Source organism: Pseudomonas sp. NBRC 111131, assembly GCF_001320525.1.
Taxonomy (GTDB): domain Bacteria; phylum Pseudomonadota; class Gammaproteobacteria; order Pseudomonadales; family Pseudomonadaceae; genus Aquipseudomonas; species Aquipseudomonas ceruminis.
The window spans coordinates 1-14,344 of the sequence record NZ_BCBH01000012.1; the positions used below are offsets into that span (position 1 = coordinate 1).

Here is a 14,344-nt window from a genome sequence, read left to right on the forward strand (position 1 = left end):
GGCAGCTCAGGGTCGAGAGCTGACGTTCACGACCGGAACCCCCGCTGCCTCTTACGTCGACAACGACGACCTACCAGAGCAGTGGCTGACAGCCAGGATGTCTTAGCATCATTTAGTCTGAAGCCCGCCCATCATTTGCCCGGCGTTCCAGCTTCGCGTGATCCGATTGGGTGAAGAGCGTTCGGCCAAAACGGGTGAGCGCAAGCGGCTCACTGTTCTCTTCAATGACACGCTGGCGCTCAGGGCGTTCAGGTAATGTGCCGACAATAGCCCGTTGTAGGCGCTTTGCCAGCTGCGGACATGGAGTGTGGCGATGGCTGCGGCATCACTGCTGAGGGGCTTGCGAACAAGGAGTTCGTTTAACGGCCGGACGTAACCCATGAGATCAGACCTTGAAGTGGCATGCAGTACGATAATTGCACGGGCCATGCCAGCGAGGATCCAACGGTAAACTGGCGCCTTTGAGGCCAACCGCAAGGCTCCCCCGTGCGCCGCATCGGCGCAAACTGCTGGGGCGGTGTCCGTAGACAAACAGCCACGGCGCTCGCCCGACAGGGTTGAGCAATGCTTGCCTAGGGCGATGAGCGCTATCCCAGAGAGGTCAAAAACTTGAATCTGCTAACTACAGGGATGAAATCTAGTGTGGCACTCTCCAGCATGGTCAGCCCCTACAGAGGATGGTTACGTTCATGAGCAAGCCAAGTGCCGACTCGGACGCTTCTATGCATCGCCCTACTGCCTGGCACGTTACCCATTGGAGCCAGGATGCTTTTTGTCGGGGCGCATACAGTGCTCTTCTGCCCGGCGGCAGCTTGGAGCATCGCCGCGCGTTGGGTGAATGCCTCAGTGGGCGGCTAGTGATTGCTGGCGAGGCGTGTAACCCGCACGCGCCTGCAATGGCTCACGGTGCTTGGGATGACGGCGTTCGCGCGGCAGACCTTGCGATCCAAAACGGCGCCCATCGGGTCATAGTTATCGGTGCGGGATGTGCCGGTCTGGCAGCTGCCCGTCATCTGCGCGCCCACGGTGTCGATTGTGCCGTAATCGAAGCACGGGACCGCATCGGCGGCCGCACCTTTAGCGTGCAACTGGGCTCAGTGACCGTAGACGTCGGCGCAGCTTGGTTGCAGCAGTTCGCCGACAACGCCCTGGCCCGGGAGGCAGAGCGTCTTGGGGTTCGCGTCGAGGCAACCGACTTCAGTCAACCGCTTTGCGCTGCCAGTGATGGGCCGATCCATGGCATCGACGAGGCTTGGCAGGCATTGCGTCAAGGCGTCGAGCGCAGTGCCCCACTGGCCGAAGGTGTAGCACGCTACCTGGCTGGTTTGGAACCCGACCAGGCGCGGATAGCGAGGTATGCCATCGATGCCAACCTGATCAGCGAGGCCTGTCTTGCGCTCGATGAGCTTTCGGTGGCGTCTCTGGATGAAGAAGGCGTCGGCAATGATGATCACTTCTTACCCGGCGGATACAGCCAGCTCATCGAGCATCTGGCCGACGGCATAGATATTCGCTTGGGCCAGCCCGTCGTGCAGATTGACTGGAGAGGCAGTGAGCTGTGTATCAACGCAGAGCGGGGCGACTTCTGCATCTGCACCGTACCGCTGGGGGTACTCAAACTGCTGGAATTCGTTCCGCAGCTGCCTCAGCGCCAGCAAGAGGCGTTGGCTCACCTTGGAATGGGCAAGCTCGAGAAGGTCGTACTTCAGTTCGATCAGCGCTGGTGGCCGCGCTCGCCTACGGGTTATTTGCGCTGGTACGACACCCCAGCCAACTGGATCGAATGGCTAGACCTGACGGATGCGGTTGGCAAACCCACTGTTGTCGGGCTCATCGCAGCGGATGCTGTGGAGCGCCAGTTTGCCAGCCGCAGTGACGAAGAAATTGCGTTGGCCGCGCGGGACGCTTTGAAGGCTTGGGCCTGGGCCGTAGACCATTGCGGCTGGCGATCTCGCCGGGCGTAGTCTGGCTGCTTAAATAAGCATATTAGGTTATTCCTAAAATCACTTTTATTTATTTCTGACATGCCGCTACATTCGCTGCTCCCCAAGGACTTAACAGGAGCAGCGGATGTCCATACGGTCCCGTTTGTTGATTGTCATCGCCACCACCTTGCTGGCGAGCCAGGCGTTCGCCGCCGAACGCCTGACCCTGCGCATAGGCGACCAGAAGGGCAACATGCGTGCTCAGCTGGAGGCGGCCGACGGCCTGCGCGACCTGCCTTACGACATCCGCTGGGCGGAGTTTCCGGCTGCTGCGCCGTTGGCCGAAGCGCTCAACGCCGGTGCGATCGATGCCGGTATCATCGGCGACGCTCCGCTGCTGTTCGTGCTGGCCTCCGGTGCGCCGGTCAAGGCAATTGCCGTGGACAAGTCCGACCCCTACGGCACCGCCTTGCTGGTACGCCCCGATGCAGCGCTGCACAGTGCCGCCGACCTCAAAGGCAAGCGCATTGCCACCGGCCGGGGGTCGATCGGCCATCACCTGGCACTGAAGGCGCTGGCCCAGGCCGGCCTGTCGGAGAAGGACGTGGACTTTCGTTTCCTCGGCCCGGTCGATGCCAAGATCGCCCTGGCCAATGGCTCGGTGGATGCCTGGTCCACCTGGGAGCCCTACACCGCGTTGGCTGAGCTGAGCGGGCAGGGCAGGGTGCTGGTCAATGGTCGTGGCCTTTCCAGCGGTAACAGTTTCCTGGCTGCCACCGACAAGGCGCTGGACGACCCAGCGCGCCGCGGCGCGCTGCAGGACTACCTGGCACGGCTGAGCAATGCCCAGGTCTGGGCCTATCAGCACCTGGACGGCTACTCGAAAACCCTCGCCGCCATCATCGGCTTCCCCGAGGACGCGGCCCGCCTGCAGTTCGAGCGGCGTCAGCTGCATTGGCACGCCATCGATGCCAAGACCATCAGCGAGCAGCAGGACACCGCCGACTTCTACCACACCCACGGGCTGATGAATCAGCGCCTGGACGTGGCGCCCACCTTTGCCACTGGCTTTACCGTGCCCGCTACCAGCGCGTTGGCCCAACATTGATCCGGAGACCCCCTATGTTGCACCGTAAACGCTTGCGCCACCTCGCCCTGGGCTTGCTGATCGGCGGCCTGCTGCCGTCACTGGCCAGCGCCGAGCAGACCCTGCGCATCGGCTATCAGAAGTCCTCGACCTTGCTGACGTTGCTCAAGGCCCGTGGCAGCCTGGAGCATCGCTTGCAGGCCGAGGGCATTCGCGTCACCTGGCACGAGTTCCCCAGCGGTTTGCCGCTGCTCGAGGCCTTGAACCTGGGCAACGTCGACCTGTCTGCGGACGTTGCCGATACCGTGCCGGTGTTCACCCAGGCTGCTGGCGCCAACCTCACCTACTTTGCCCGGGAAGCCCCGTCGCCGTCGGCCCAGGCCATCCTGGTGCCGGCCAACTCGCCGCTCAAGACCCTGGCCGACCTCAAGGGCAAGCGCGTGGCGGTAACCAAGGCGGCGGGCAGCCATTACCTGTTGATTGAGGCGCTGGCCAAGGCCGGCTTGAACTTCAAGGACATCACCCCGGCGTACCTGATTCCCGCTGATGGGCGCGCTGCGTTCGAGAACGGCAAGGTCGATGCCTGGGTAACCTGGGACCCGTATGTGGCCAGTGCCCAGCGCCAGCAGAATGCGCGGGTTCTCGCCGATGGCAACGGCCTGGCCAGCTACCAGCGCTATTACCTGGCCGGCAGCGACTACGCCAAGGCGCACCCCGAGGTGCTGCAGCAGGTCTACCAGGCATTGCGCGAGATAGGGGCCTGGACCAAGGCTAACCCTGAAGCTGCCGCCCGTGTGCTGGGGCCGTTGTGGGGCAACCTGGACAGCGCCACCGTGCAGCAGGCCAATGCCCGGCGCAGCTACGATGTGCAGCCGGTCAAGCTGGACAACCTCGGCGAGCAGCAGCGCATCGCCGATGCGTTCTACCGTGAAGGGCTACTGCCCAAGCCGGTCGATGCGCGTGCGGTGACCGTGTTCGAGCCCCGCGCTGGGCAGTAAGCGCCTGCGCTACAGGCCTATGCTGGCGCGCACCATGGCATAGGCCTGGCGAATCAGCGGGTTGACCGTATTCGCCCGCACCCACAGGTAGTAGGTCACGTCCGGCAGCGGTGGCAGGCCATCGCTCTGGCCGAGCACCCGCATGTCCGGGCTGACCATTTCCTGGCTGCGTGCGGTAATCCCCAGCCCGGCGCGCACCGCCGCCTTGATGCCGATCAGGTTGGACGCCAGGTACGCCTGGCGCCAGGCGATTCCGGCGTGCTCGAGTGCTTCCAGGGCCAGTTTGCGGTACAGGCTTGGCTCATCCACCAGCACCAACGGCAACGGCTCGCCCGGTACGTGCTGGTACTGGGCAGCGCAGATCCACCACACCGGCGAGGTCCGCAGGGCAAAACCTTCCAGCCCCGCTGCGGTGCGCGTCGAGATGACCATGTCGACCTTGCCGCGTTGCAGGTCCTCCATCAGGAACGGGCTGCGGCCTACGTCGATCTCCAGGCGCAGGTTGGGCGCCGAACGGGCGATGTGGCTAAGAATGGGCGGCAGGATGGTATCGGCGATGTCGTGGGGTGAACCGATGCGCAGCACGCCGCTCAGGCCGTCCTCGCGCAGCCCGGCGAGGGCCTCGTCGTTGAGTGCCAGCATTTGCCGGGCATGGCGCAGCAATTGGCGCCCGGCGTCGGTAAGGGCCTTGTGGCGGCCTTGCTTGCGCAGCAGGGTAACGCCCACCTGGTGTTCCAGGCGTTGCATGTGCTGCGTCACCGAGGCCTGGGTGCGGGCAAGGTGGCGGCCCGCCTCGGCGTAGCTGGCGTGGTCGGCGATGGCGACGAAGGTGCGGAGCAATTCCAGGTCCAGAGCAGGCATGGGCGGGTGTGCTTTACATTAATCCGTTTCAAATAAACATAACGGATCTTTATGCGTTCTGCGAGAGCGGTGCATTTAAAAAGTTTGAAGCGCCTGTAAATGCTGGCTTATGTCCGTTTTGATGATTGTGTATAGCCTCAGAGTTATAACGATAGGCGATATTTGCATTTCCCCTCGCGCCTGCGACTTCCTAGCATGCGCCCTCATCAGGCCGGGTGCTCCGGCCGCCGGAACGAGGAGCTCACCATGTCGCTGTCCACTGTTGCCCGCAAGGCCCTGCTTGCCACGCTGCTCACCGGCACCACCCTGGCCGGCAGCGGTCTGGCCCATGCCGACGCCACCCTCGACAAGATCGAGCAACGCCAGCGCCTGTCAGTAGGCGTCGTGCTGTCTGGCGGGCCCTTCGGTGCCATCGACCCGGCCACCCGCCAGCCGACAGGGTTCAGTGTCGACCTGGCCCGTGACCTGGCCCGCCAGCTCAATGTGCAGCTCGACCTGGTGGCCGTGCAGCCCGCCAACCGCGTGCAGTTCCTGCAACAGGGCAAGGTCGACCTGCTGATCGCCAACATGGAATGGAACCCTGAACGCGACAAGCTGCTTGGCCACGTGGCGACGCCGTTCTACCGCGTGGGTGGCACTGCCGCAGTGGCCAAGGACAGCCCGGTACACAGCTGGGCCGAGCTCAAGGGGCAACCGGTGTGCACCTCCCAGGGCAGCAGCTATACCCAGGCGCTGATCGATCTGGGGGCCCAGCTCAAGGCCTTCAAGACATCGGCCGAGTCGCTGCTGGCCCTGCGCGGCAACAACTGCGTGGCGGCGGTGCACGACGCCACGCTGATCAACCCGCTGCTGGCCAAGGGCGGCGAGTGGAGCGGCTACCGTGCCCTGGCGCCCGAGCTCAACCCGGCACCGTCGGTGATCTGGACCCGGCTCGGCGAAACCGACACCCAGGCCCGCCTTGATCCGTTCGTGCGCCAGTGGCATCGCAGCGGCTGGTTGATCGAGCGCGAACAGGCCAACCACATTACCCCGGCCTCGCCGGCGCTGGTGGAATTGCGCCAGCAACTGCAGGGCGATGGCGCCTGAAATGAGCGCGATTTTGCAAGGGTTGGTCGAGCAGGGCACCCGGCTGGGTCTGGACTACCACTTCCTGCTCGATGCCTACCACCGCGGTAACCTGCTCGAGGGCGCGTTGACCACGCTCTGGCTGTGCCTGACGAGCATCATGGGTAGCCTGCTGGTCGGCATGGTGCTGGCCGCCATGCTGACCAGCCAGCAGCGCTGGCTGCGCTGGCCAGCACGGGCATTTGTCGAGGTGACGCGCAATACCCCGACGCTGGTTCAACTGTACTGCGCCTTCCTGGTACTGAACATGTTGCTCAACCAGAGCCTGGGCAACGCCAACCCCATGACACCGTTCGCCTGGGTCGTGATCGTGATCTCCTTGCACAAGGGCGCGTTCCACGCCGAAGCCCTGCGTGCCGGTATCGAGGCGGTGCCGCCGGTCACCCTGGAGGCCGCCAGTTCGCTGGCCTTGAGCCGGCGCCAGCAACTGTTGGAGGTGCAGCTGCCGCTGGCGCTGCGCTTCGCCTTGCCAGCCCTGGTCAACAACCTGATCGACCTGGTGAAGATGACGGCGGTGGCCTCGGCGATTGCGGTCAACGACATCACCTATGCCTCGATCATGATCTGGACCCAGAGCGACAACGTGATCGAACTGATGATTCTGATCCTGGCCTTCTTCGGCCTGCTCAGTTTCGCCGTCAACTGTATCGGCCGTGCGCTGGAAGCACGCCTGAGGATGCCCGGCTATGGCCACTGATGCCTTGACCACCTTGTGGCACTGGGCCCCCAGCCTGGCGCTGGGCCTGCTGCAGAACATCCAGATCAGTGTCGGGGCCATCGCCATCGGTAGCCTGCTGGGCCTGCTGGTGGGGGGGCTGGCATTGTCGCCACTGGCACCGTTGCGCGTGCTTGCACGGTTATGGGTGCAGGTGTTCCGCAACGCGCCGTGGCTGGTGCTGCTCTACTTCACGTCCTACGTGTTCCCCTTCGAGGTACACATCGGCGGTACCTGGTTGGCGTTCCCCGACTGGCTCAAGGTCACAGTCGGCCTGGCCTTGCCCGCCAGCGCCAATGTGGCCGAGATTTTTCGCGGTGCAGTCGCCTCGATCCCGGCGACGCAGTGGGAGGCCGCGCGCTCACTGGCCTTCAGCCGGGGCCAGATCTTCCGCTCGATCATCCTGCCGCAGTGCCTCAAGCGCATGCTGCCGCCCTGGATGAACCTGTACGCGGTGGTGACCATGGGTACCGCCCTGGCCTCGCTGGTGGGTGTGCATGACTTGATCGACAGCGCCCAGATCGCCGCCAACACGGTCAACCAGACCCACTTCACCGTGCTGGTGTATGCCAGTGTGCTGGTGTTGTTCTTCCTCTATTGCTACCCGATTTCCCGCCTTACCCAACGCCTGGAGCGCCGCTATGCCTTCTGAACCTTTGATCCAGCTCAGCGATGTGCACCTGGCGTTCGGTGATACCCAGGTGCTGCGCGGCATCGACTTGCAGGTGCAGGCCGGGCAGGCGGTGTCGATCATTGGCCCGTCAGGTTCGGGCAAGTCGACCATCCTGCGCTGCATCACCGGCTTGCTGCGCCCACAGCGGGGCAGCATCCGCATTGGCAGCACGCAGGTGCACGACCTGCGCAGCGAGGCTGAGCTGATTGCCTTGCGCAAGCACGTAGGCTTTGTTTTCCAGCAGTACAACCTGTTCCCTCACCTGAGCGTGCTGGACAACCTGCTCATCGCTCCGATCAAAGTGCTGGGCCGCAACCGTGACGAGGCCCGCGAAGAAGCGCGGGTGCTACTCGACAAGGTACGCCTGGGCCACAAGGCCGATGCCTTCCCCGGCCAGCTGTCCGGGGGTCAGCAACAACGCGTGGCGATCGCCCGCGCCCTGGCCATGCGGCCGCGGCTGATGCTGTTCGACGAGGTAACCTCGGCGCTCGACCCAGAGACGGTCGGTGAGGTGCTGGCGGTGATACGTGCCCTGACCGAGGAGGGCATGACCTGCGTGCTGGTGACGCACGAGATGCGCTTTGCCGAAGAGATCAGCGACCAGGTGTACTTCACCGAGCATGGCCGCATCGTCGAGCACGGCAGCGCCCAGCAGGTATTCCGTGACCCGCAGCACGAGCGCACGCGTACGTTCCTGCAGCATGCCCAAGGTGAGGCCGGCCAACGCCCCGGCCGACCTGCACCGGACCTTTTGAGCAACCTGGGGCGCTACAGCCTCAGCGTATGACCCCACCGAAGAAGAGAGGCCTACGATGTCCCGTGAATCCGTGATCCAGCCATTCCTCGCGCAAGTGCGTGCCATACACGAGCGGGGGGTTGACCGCGCTGCACTGCAGCAGATCGTCACCCTGCTCGAGGCCTTGGCCAACCAGCGTGAGCTGTTCAACTTCGAGCGCTTCCCGGCACCGGATGCCGCCAGCGGTGAAACCCAGTTCCGCTATCGGCTCAATGACGATGGCGAGTCGCCGACGCTGTACGTCAACTCGCTGCTGCCCGGCAAAGCGACCCTGCCGCACAACCACGAAACCTGGGCGATCATCGTTGCGGTCGAAGGCCAGGAGCTCAACCGGGTGTACCGCCGCGCCGACGACGGCAGCGACCCGACCCGGGCGCAGCTGGCGCTCGAGCGCGAGATCATCGTGCAGCCAGGCACTTCGGTGGCCTTCCTGGGTGAAGACCTGCACGGCATCCGTGTCGAAGGGCAGACCCCTACCTTGCACTTTCACCTGTACGGCCGCCCGCTGGAATCCCTCGACCATCGCTACGGCGTCAAGGACGACGGCAGCGTGGTGAATTACAACAAATCGCAGATGGCGCCTTCCATCGAGGCCTACGGCCTCTGACCGACCACGATCACGACCACGGACCGCGTCCCATGAGCTCGAGCGTTACCCCCGCACAACTGCATGACTGGCTGTTCGATGGCCAGGAAATCGCCCTGTTCGATGTGCGTGAGCACGGCCAATACGGCGAAGCCCACCTGTTCCATGCCGTCAACCTGCCGTACAGCCGGCTGGAAATCGACGCCCCGCGCCTGGCCCCAAACCCGGCGGTGCGCACGGTGATCTATGACCTTGACGACGGCGCGCTGGCAGAGCGTGCGGCCCAGCGCCTGGCCGCGCTGGGCTACTGCGCGGTGCATCGGCTTGCCGGGGGCAGCCGGGCATGGCAGGCCGCTGGCCATGAGCTGTTCGCTGGCGTGCATCTGCCGTCCAAGGCCTTTGGCGAACTGGTTGAGCATGCTTGCCATACCCCAAGCATCAGCGCCGAGCAACTGGCAACGTGGCAGCGCACGGGCAAATCCCTGGTACTGCTCGATGGCCGGCCGCTGGATGAATTCGCCAAGATGAGCATCCCAGGCGCCATCTGCTGCCCCAATGGCGAGCTGGGCTACCGCATCGAGGACCTGGTCAGCGATCCGCAGACGCCGGTGGTCATCAACTGTGCGGGCCGCACCCGGAGCATCATCGGGGCGCAGACGCTGATCAACCTGGGCCTCGAAAACCCGGTCTATGCCCTGGAGAACGGCACCCAGGGCTGGCACCTGGTCGACCTGCCGCTTGAGCATGGCAGCCGTCAGGGCTACCCGGCCCACAGCGGCCAGGCGCTGGCGCACCAGCGCGAACGCGCCCGGCGTTTGGGGCAGCAGGCGGGGGTGCAATGGGTGTCGGCCGAGCAGGTGCAGGTATGGGCGGCTGACCGCACCCGTAGTCTGTTCCTGTGCGATGTACGCACGCCGGAGGAGTTCGCTGCAGGCAGCCTGCCAGGGGCGCAACATGCGCCGGGCGGTCAGCTGGTGCAGGGGACCGACCTGTACATTGGCGTGCGCAAGGCGCGGGTCGTGCTGTTCGACGATGACGGGGTGCGGGCCCCGGTGGTCGCCAGTTGGCTGCGCCAGATGGGCCACCCGGCCTATGTCCTCGATGGCGGCGTGGCCAGCGGGCTGGCCTTGGCGCCTGTGCCGGCACCGATTGCCAGCCTGCCAGAGGCCAGTATGGCGGCGCTCGACGACGCCCTGCTGATCGACCTGCGCCCGAGCATGGCCTACCGCAAGCGCCATGCCCGTGGTGCGCGCTGGTCGACCCGGTCGCGGCTTGCAGCAGATGTGCGGGGCGTCGAGCAGCACCTGGTGTTCATTGCCGACGACCCGCGGGTTGCGCAACTGGCCGCCGATGAGCTGCCCGACGCACAACGCAGGGCAGCACGGCTGTTCCCGGCCGCCGCGCTCGCGACCTGGCCCCAGGTCGATGATGACCTGTCGCTGGCCGATGCCGAGTGCATCGACTTTCTGTTCTTCGTGCATGACCGCCATGCCGGCAACAAGGAGGCTGCACGCCAGTACCTGGCGTGGGAGACCGGCCTGATCGCCCAGATGAGCGCCGCGGAAATCGCCAGCTTCGCCCCGTTGACCCCGGCCGAGCCGGTCGCCACCCGCCTGGTGCACGGCGGGCGCGGCGAACCAGGGCAGGGTGCCCATGGCGTCAACCCGCCGGTAAGCCGGTTGAGCACGGTGTTGTTCGACAACGTCGCGGCCATGCGCGAGGCCCGCAGCCGTCGCGACCAGGAGCGGGTGCTCAGCTACGGTGCCCGTGGCAACCCGACCGGTCACGCCTTGGAAGACCTGGTCACCGAGCTTGAGGGCGGATACCGCAGCAAGCTCTTCGCGACCGGCTTGCAGGCCATCAGCCAGACCCTGCTCGCCTACCTGCGCCCGGGGGATCATCTGTTGGTCAGTGATGGCGTCTACGGCCCGGTGCGACGCCTGGCGCGTGAACTGCTCGAGCCTTTCGGCGTGCAGGTGCAGTATTTTGCCGCCAACGGCCACGGCTTGCAGGATGCATTGCGCGCCAATACGCGCATGGTCTACTGCGAGAACCCAGGTTCGCTGTTGTACGAACTTGTCGATCTGCCCGCCGTGGCGGCCCTGTGCAAGCCCAGAAACATCCTGCTGGCGGTCGACAATACCTGGGCCTCGGGCTATCTGCAGCAGCCCCTGGCGTTGGGGGCCGACATCTCGATCATGGCCCTGACCAAGTACCTGGGCGGCCACAGCGATGTGATGATGGGCAGTGTCTGCACCACCCGCGAAGCGTTCCGCGCGCTGTCGCGCATGAGCGATACCTGCGGCTGCACCGTCAGCCCCGACGATGCCTGGCTGGTACTGCGCGGGGCCCGCAGCCTGGCCAGCCGCATGGCCGTGCACGAGCGCCAGGGGCTGCAGATCGCCCATTGGCTGCAGGGCCGTGAAGAAGTGGCCCGGGTGTACCACCCGGCGCTGCCGGAGCACCCTGGGCATGCGCTGTGGCAGCGCGACTTCAAGGGCAGCAACGGCCTGCTCAGCTTTGCCTTTGCCGACGCAGACAGCGCCCGCGCCGAGGCCTTCGTCAACGGTTTGCGGCTATTCGGGATCGGCGCCTCGTGGGGCGGCTACGAGAGCCTGGTCACATTGGCCGAGGTCGGCGAACGCAGCACGTCACCGGCATTGCCCGGCACGCTGGTGCGCCTGCATGTCGGGCTTGAAGACGTGGGCTCGCTGCAGCGTGACCTGGATCAGGCTTTCAGGGCGTGAAGCCTACTTGAAGAACTGGCTCGGGGTGGTGCCGAACTGGCGCTTGAACATGCTGGCGAACGCGCTGGGGCTGTCATAGCCCAGCGTCCCGGCCACATCGATGATGCGCTCGCCGAGGGCGATGCGCTCCAGGGCCTGCATCAGTCGCGCCTGCTGGCGCCATTGGCCGAAGGTCATGCCGGTTTCCTTGCGAAACAGGCGCTGGATGGTTTTCTCGTCCACGCCCAGGTACTGCCCCCAGTCGGCAACGGTGGAGGGGTCGTCCGGCCGTTGCTGCAGGGCTGAGCAAATCGTCAGCAGACGCTGGTCGCGGGGTTGCAGCAGCTTCAGCGGCAAGGTCGGCAGAACGCTGATTTCATCAAGGATCAGGCGCATGATGCGCGCTTCCCGCGAATCGTCGGCAAAGGGCCCGGTGAAGTGTACCGAGGCCTTGATCAGCTCGCTGAGCAGCGGTGAAATACTGATGGCCTTGCTCTGGAGTGGCAGGCCTGCTGCGGCATCCGGGCGCACGAACACGCTGCGCATCTTCACGTCGCCCACGCAGCGAATGGCGTGCTCCTGCCCGCAGGGCATCCAGATGCCACGGCTGGTCGGTACCGTCCAGCGTTCGGATTGCGACGCCACGATCATCAGGCCCTTGATGGCGTAGATCAGCTGATGCTTGGCATGCGAGTGCGGGGCGATGTACCAGTCCGGGGGGTAGTCGGTGGCACGGCTGCCGACCTCCCAGGTCCATTCATCGACCTCCACCAGCATGTCTTTCAGTGGCTTTACCATGGTGCCCTCATGTTGCCGCAATCCGGCGCCGCCATCTTAGCAGCAGGTGGCTGGTCGTGCCTTGGAACGGGTCGCCGGCAGCAAGGCGGTCGCCAGGCCGAGCAGCGGCAGGAACGAGATCGCCCGGTACACCCACTCGATGCCATGCAGGTCGGCCAACTCCCCCAGCCCGGCAGCACCGATGCCGCTGATGCCGAACATCAGCCCGAACATCACCCCGGACACCATGCCGACGCGTCCTGGCACCGCTTCCTGGGCGTAGACCACCAGCGCGGCGAAGGCCGACGACATCACCAGGCCAATGGCCACCGCCAGCACGGCTGTCCATGCCAGGTTGGCATAGGGCAAGGCGAGGGCGAAGGGCGCTACGCCAAGGAAGGAAATCCAGATCACCGCCTTGCGCCCGATTCGGTCACCCACCGGCCCGCCGGCGAAGGTGCCCAGCGCCACGGCGGCAAGGAACACGAAGAGGTACAACTGGCTTTGCTGCACGCTCAGGCCGAAGTGTTCGATGAGGTAAAAGGTGAAGTAGTTGGTAAACGAGGCGATGTACACGAACTTGGCGAACATCAGCACTGCGATCACACCCACCGCACGCCACATGGCGCCCCTGGAAAGCCCTGGCGCCTGTTGCCCGGCAAAGCTCTTGAGGTGTGTCTGGCCATGGCGGATGGTCCAGCCGGTGACGCGCAGCAGCACGAAGACCGCCAACGCAGCGGCCAGCATGAACCAGGCGATGGCCGACTGGCCGTGGGGGATGACGATCGCTGCCGTCAGCAATGGGCCGATCGCAGAGCCGGTGTTGCCGCCGACCTGGAAGGTCGACTGCGCGGTGCCGAAGCGCCCGCCCGAGGCCATGCGCGCCACCCGCGAGGCTTCGGGGTGGAAGGTAGCCGAACCGACGCCGACTACCGCCGCCGCCACCAGCAACATGGGGTAACTGTCGGCGAATGCCAGCAGGGCGATGCCGACCAGGGTCACCAGCATGCCGGCGGGCAGCAGGTAAGGTTGTGGGTGTTTGTCGGTGTACATGCCAACCCAGGGTTGCAGCAGCGAGGCGGTGACCTGGTAGACCAGGGCGATCCAGCCGATCTGTGCGAAGCTAAGCGAGAAGTCGCTTTTGAGCATGGGGTAGATCGACGGCAGGACAGCCTGGATCAGGTCGTTGAGCAGGTGTGCGAAGGCGGCAGCACCGACGATGCGGACCAGAAAGCCCTGGGGTTGATCGGCGGGCGCGGTGGGCGAGGCCAAGGTGGCGGCAGAAGTCGTCATGGGCGAGGCTCTTTTTGTCGAGTGGTAACAAGGCATTGCGGCTGGAGAATATCCAGCGCCGCTTTTGCCTGTCTCACGTCGAACAGGCACCCACTAGCACGTTTCGGACATTGCTGGTTTGGGCAACATGCGCCTGGCTGGACCTTGGGTGGTTACTCGCAGCAGAGCGTCGTGCATGAGCGCTACGTGCTGTGCGTGCGTCACCCGCAGGTGCGCCGTCTGCGAGGGTGCCTGACCTTCAGAGCCCCAGTTCGCCAAGGCCTGGGTGGTCGTCCGGGCGACGGCCAAGGGGCCAGTGGAATTTGCGCTGCGCTTGGGTAATGGGGTGCTCGTTGATGCTCGAATGGCGAAGTTGCATCAAGCCATCTTCGGCGAACTCCCAATTCTCGTTGCCATAGGCGCGGAACCATTGGCCGCTATCGTCGTGGTATTCGTAGGCATAACGCACGGCAATGCGGTTGTCGGTGAACGCCCACAGCTCCTTGATCAGGCGGTATTCCAGCTCATGGTTCCACTTGCGGGTCAGGAATGCCTGCACGTCGGCGCGGCCCCGGGGAAACTCCACACGGTTGCGCCAGACCGTGTCCACGGTGTAGGCCAGAGCTACCTTGGCGGCGTCGCGACTGTTCCAGCCGTCTTCGGCCAGGCGGACTTTTTCGATGGCGCTTTCGCGGGTGAAGGGTGGCAAGGGTGGGCGTGACATCGGGATACTCCTCGGTGGTGGTGGGCCTGGAGCAGCGTAGTACCACGATGCCTGGGTTGAGAATGGCTGCATGCAACAT

14 protein-coding genes are annotated in these 14,344 nt (G+C 64.8%); 9 read left to right on the forward strand and 5 right to left on the reverse strand.

Annotation, left to right across the window (positions count from 1 at the left end):
* Positions 1-108: 108 nt before the first annotated feature.
* Entirely contained in the window at positions 109-429 is a 321-nt protein-coding gene (locus tag APH34_RS29545) for a hypothetical protein (RefSeq protein WP_177337029.1), read from the reverse strand.
* A gap of 293 nt (positions 430-722) precedes the next feature.
* Here APH34_RS29545 and APH34_RS13205 point away from each other — a divergent pair, with 293 nt between their 5' ends.
* From APH34_RS13205 to APH34_RS13215, 3 genes are all read left to right on the forward strand, one after another.
* A complete protein-coding gene (locus tag APH34_RS13205) occupies positions 723-1,964 on the forward strand; it encodes an NAD(P)/FAD-dependent oxidoreductase (protein WP_082422804.1) in 1,242 nt (413 codons plus the stop codon).
* Positions 1,965-2,070: 106 nt separating this feature from the next.
* Positions 2,071-3,033, forward strand: coding sequence for an ABC transporter substrate-binding protein (locus APH34_RS13210; RefSeq protein ID WP_054901475.1), 963 nt, complete (start codon positions 2,071-2,073; stop codon positions 3,031-3,033).
* 14 nt (positions 3,034-3,047) lie between these two features.
* Positions 3,048-4,010, forward strand: a complete 963-nt coding sequence (locus APH34_RS13215; RefSeq protein ID WP_054901476.1) for an aliphatic sulfonate ABC transporter substrate-binding protein — start codon at positions 3,048-3,050, stop codon at positions 4,008-4,010.
* A 9-nt stretch (positions 4,011-4,019) separates the two neighbouring features.
* Here APH34_RS13215 and APH34_RS13220 read toward each other — a convergent pair whose 3' ends face one another.
* Positions 4,020-4,871 carry a LysR substrate-binding domain-containing protein gene (locus APH34_RS13220; RefSeq protein WP_054901477.1) on the reverse strand — a complete coding sequence of 284 codons (852 nt, stop codon included), beginning with the start codon at positions 4,869-4,871 and terminating at the stop codon, positions 4,020-4,022.
* A 246-nt stretch (positions 4,872-5,117) separates the two neighbouring features.
* Here APH34_RS13220 and APH34_RS13225 point away from each other — a divergent pair, with 246 nt between their 5' ends.
* Genes APH34_RS13225 through metC form a run of 6 tightly spaced genes read left to right on the forward strand, consistent with a single transcriptional unit; the run spans position 5,118 to position 11,513 of the window.
* Positions 5,118-5,957: a transporter substrate-binding domain-containing protein gene (locus APH34_RS13225; RefSeq protein ID WP_054901478.1), complete on the forward strand. Its 840-nt coding sequence runs from the start codon at positions 5,118-5,120 to the stop codon at positions 5,955-5,957.
* 1 nt (position 5,958) lies between these two features.
* Positions 5,959-6,693 carry an amino acid ABC transporter permease gene (locus APH34_RS13230; protein WP_054901479.1) on the forward strand — a complete coding sequence of 245 codons (735 nt, stop codon included), beginning with the start codon at positions 5,959-5,961 and terminating at the stop codon, positions 6,691-6,693.
* Positions 6,683-7,363 carry an amino acid ABC transporter permease gene (locus APH34_RS13235; protein WP_054901480.1) on the forward strand — a complete coding sequence of 227 codons (681 nt, stop codon included), beginning with the start codon at positions 6,683-6,685 and terminating at the stop codon, positions 7,361-7,363. The genes APH34_RS13230 and APH34_RS13235 overlap by 11 nt, the downstream gene beginning before the upstream one ends.
* Positions 7,353-8,171: an amino acid ABC transporter ATP-binding protein gene (locus APH34_RS13240; RefSeq protein WP_054901481.1), complete on the forward strand. Its 819-nt coding sequence runs from the start codon at positions 7,353-7,355 to the stop codon at positions 8,169-8,171. The genes APH34_RS13235 and APH34_RS13240 overlap by 11 nt, the downstream gene beginning before the upstream one ends.
* A 25-nt stretch (positions 8,172-8,196) precedes the next feature.
* Entirely contained in the window at positions 8,197-8,787 is a 591-nt protein-coding gene (locus tag APH34_RS13245; RefSeq protein WP_054901482.1) for a cysteine dioxygenase family protein, read from the forward strand.
* Positions 8,788-8,819: 32 nt separating this feature from the next.
* Complete coding sequence (gene metC, locus APH34_RS13250) at positions 8,820-11,513, forward strand: cystathionine beta-lyase (RefSeq protein WP_054901483.1); 2,694 nt, start codon at positions 8,820-8,822, stop codon at positions 11,511-11,513.
* Between the two features lie 3 nt (positions 11,514-11,516).
* Here the strand turns inward: metC and APH34_RS13255 are convergent, their stop codons facing one another.
* The 3 genes from APH34_RS13255 to APH34_RS13265 form a co-directional block, all read right to left on the reverse strand.
* Positions 11,517-12,290, reverse strand: a complete 774-nt coding sequence (locus APH34_RS13255; RefSeq protein WP_054901484.1) for a helix-turn-helix domain-containing protein — start codon at positions 12,288-12,290, stop codon at positions 11,517-11,519.
* Positions 12,291-12,326: 36 nt separating this feature from the next.
* Positions 12,327-13,562 carry an MFS transporter gene (locus tag APH34_RS13260; RefSeq protein ID WP_054901485.1) on the reverse strand — a complete coding sequence of 412 codons (1,236 nt, stop codon included), beginning with the start codon at positions 13,560-13,562 and terminating at the stop codon, positions 12,327-12,329.
* Between the two features lie 238 nt (positions 13,563-13,800).
* Entirely contained in the window at positions 13,801-14,265 is a 465-nt protein-coding gene (locus APH34_RS13265) for a DUF1348 family protein (protein ID WP_054901486.1), read from the reverse strand.
* Positions 14,266-14,344: the final 79 nt, after the last annotated feature.

What these genes read in the sequence shown, in the direction of transcription:
- APH34_RS13265 (WP_054901486.1), bottom strand. Translation starts at nt 14,265, where the DNA reads ATGTCACGCCCACCCTTGCCACCCTTCACCCGCGAAAGCGCCATCGAA.
- APH34_RS13220 (WP_054901477.1), bottom strand. Translation starts at nt 4,871, where the DNA reads ATGCCTGCTCTGGACCTGGAATTGCTCCGCACCTTCGTCGCCATCGCC.
- APH34_RS13260 (WP_054901485.1), bottom strand. Translation starts at nt 13,562, where the DNA reads ATGACGACTTCTGCCGCCACCTTGGCCTCGCCCACCGCGCCCGCCGAT.
- APH34_RS13235 (WP_054901480.1), top strand. Translation starts at nt 6,683, where the DNA reads ATGGCCACTGATGCCTTGACCACCTTGTGGCACTGGGCCCCCAGCCTG.
- APH34_RS29545 (WP_177337029.1), bottom strand. Translation starts at nt 429, where the DNA reads ATGGCCCGTGCAATTATCGTACTGCATGCCACTTCAAGGTCTGATCTC.
- APH34_RS13215 (WP_054901476.1), top strand. Translation starts at nt 3,048, where the DNA reads ATGTTGCACCGTAAACGCTTGCGCCACCTCGCCCTGGGCTTGCTGATC.
- metC (WP_054901483.1), top strand. Translation starts at nt 8,820, where the DNA reads ATGAGCTCGAGCGTTACCCCCGCACAACTGCATGACTGGCTGTTCGAT.
- APH34_RS13255 (WP_054901484.1), bottom strand. Translation starts at nt 12,290, where the DNA reads ATGGTAAAGCCACTGAAAGACATGCTGGTGGAGGTCGATGAATGGACC.
- APH34_RS13210 (WP_054901475.1), top strand. Translation starts at nt 2,071, where the DNA reads ATGTCCATACGGTCCCGTTTGTTGATTGTCATCGCCACCACCTTGCTG.
- APH34_RS13240 (WP_054901481.1), top strand. Translation starts at nt 7,353, where the DNA reads ATGCCTTCTGAACCTTTGATCCAGCTCAGCGATGTGCACCTGGCGTTC.
- APH34_RS13245 (WP_054901482.1), top strand. Translation starts at nt 8,197, where the DNA reads ATGTCCCGTGAATCCGTGATCCAGCCATTCCTCGCGCAAGTGCGTGCC.
- APH34_RS13230 (WP_054901479.1), top strand. Translation starts at nt 5,959, where the DNA reads ATGAGCGCGATTTTGCAAGGGTTGGTCGAGCAGGGCACCCGGCTGGGT.
- APH34_RS13205 (WP_082422804.1), top strand. Translation starts at nt 723, where the DNA reads ATGCATCGCCCTACTGCCTGGCACGTTACCCATTGGAGCCAGGATGCT.
- APH34_RS13225 (WP_054901478.1), top strand. Translation starts at nt 5,118, where the DNA reads ATGTCGCTGTCCACTGTTGCCCGCAAGGCCCTGCTTGCCACGCTGCTC.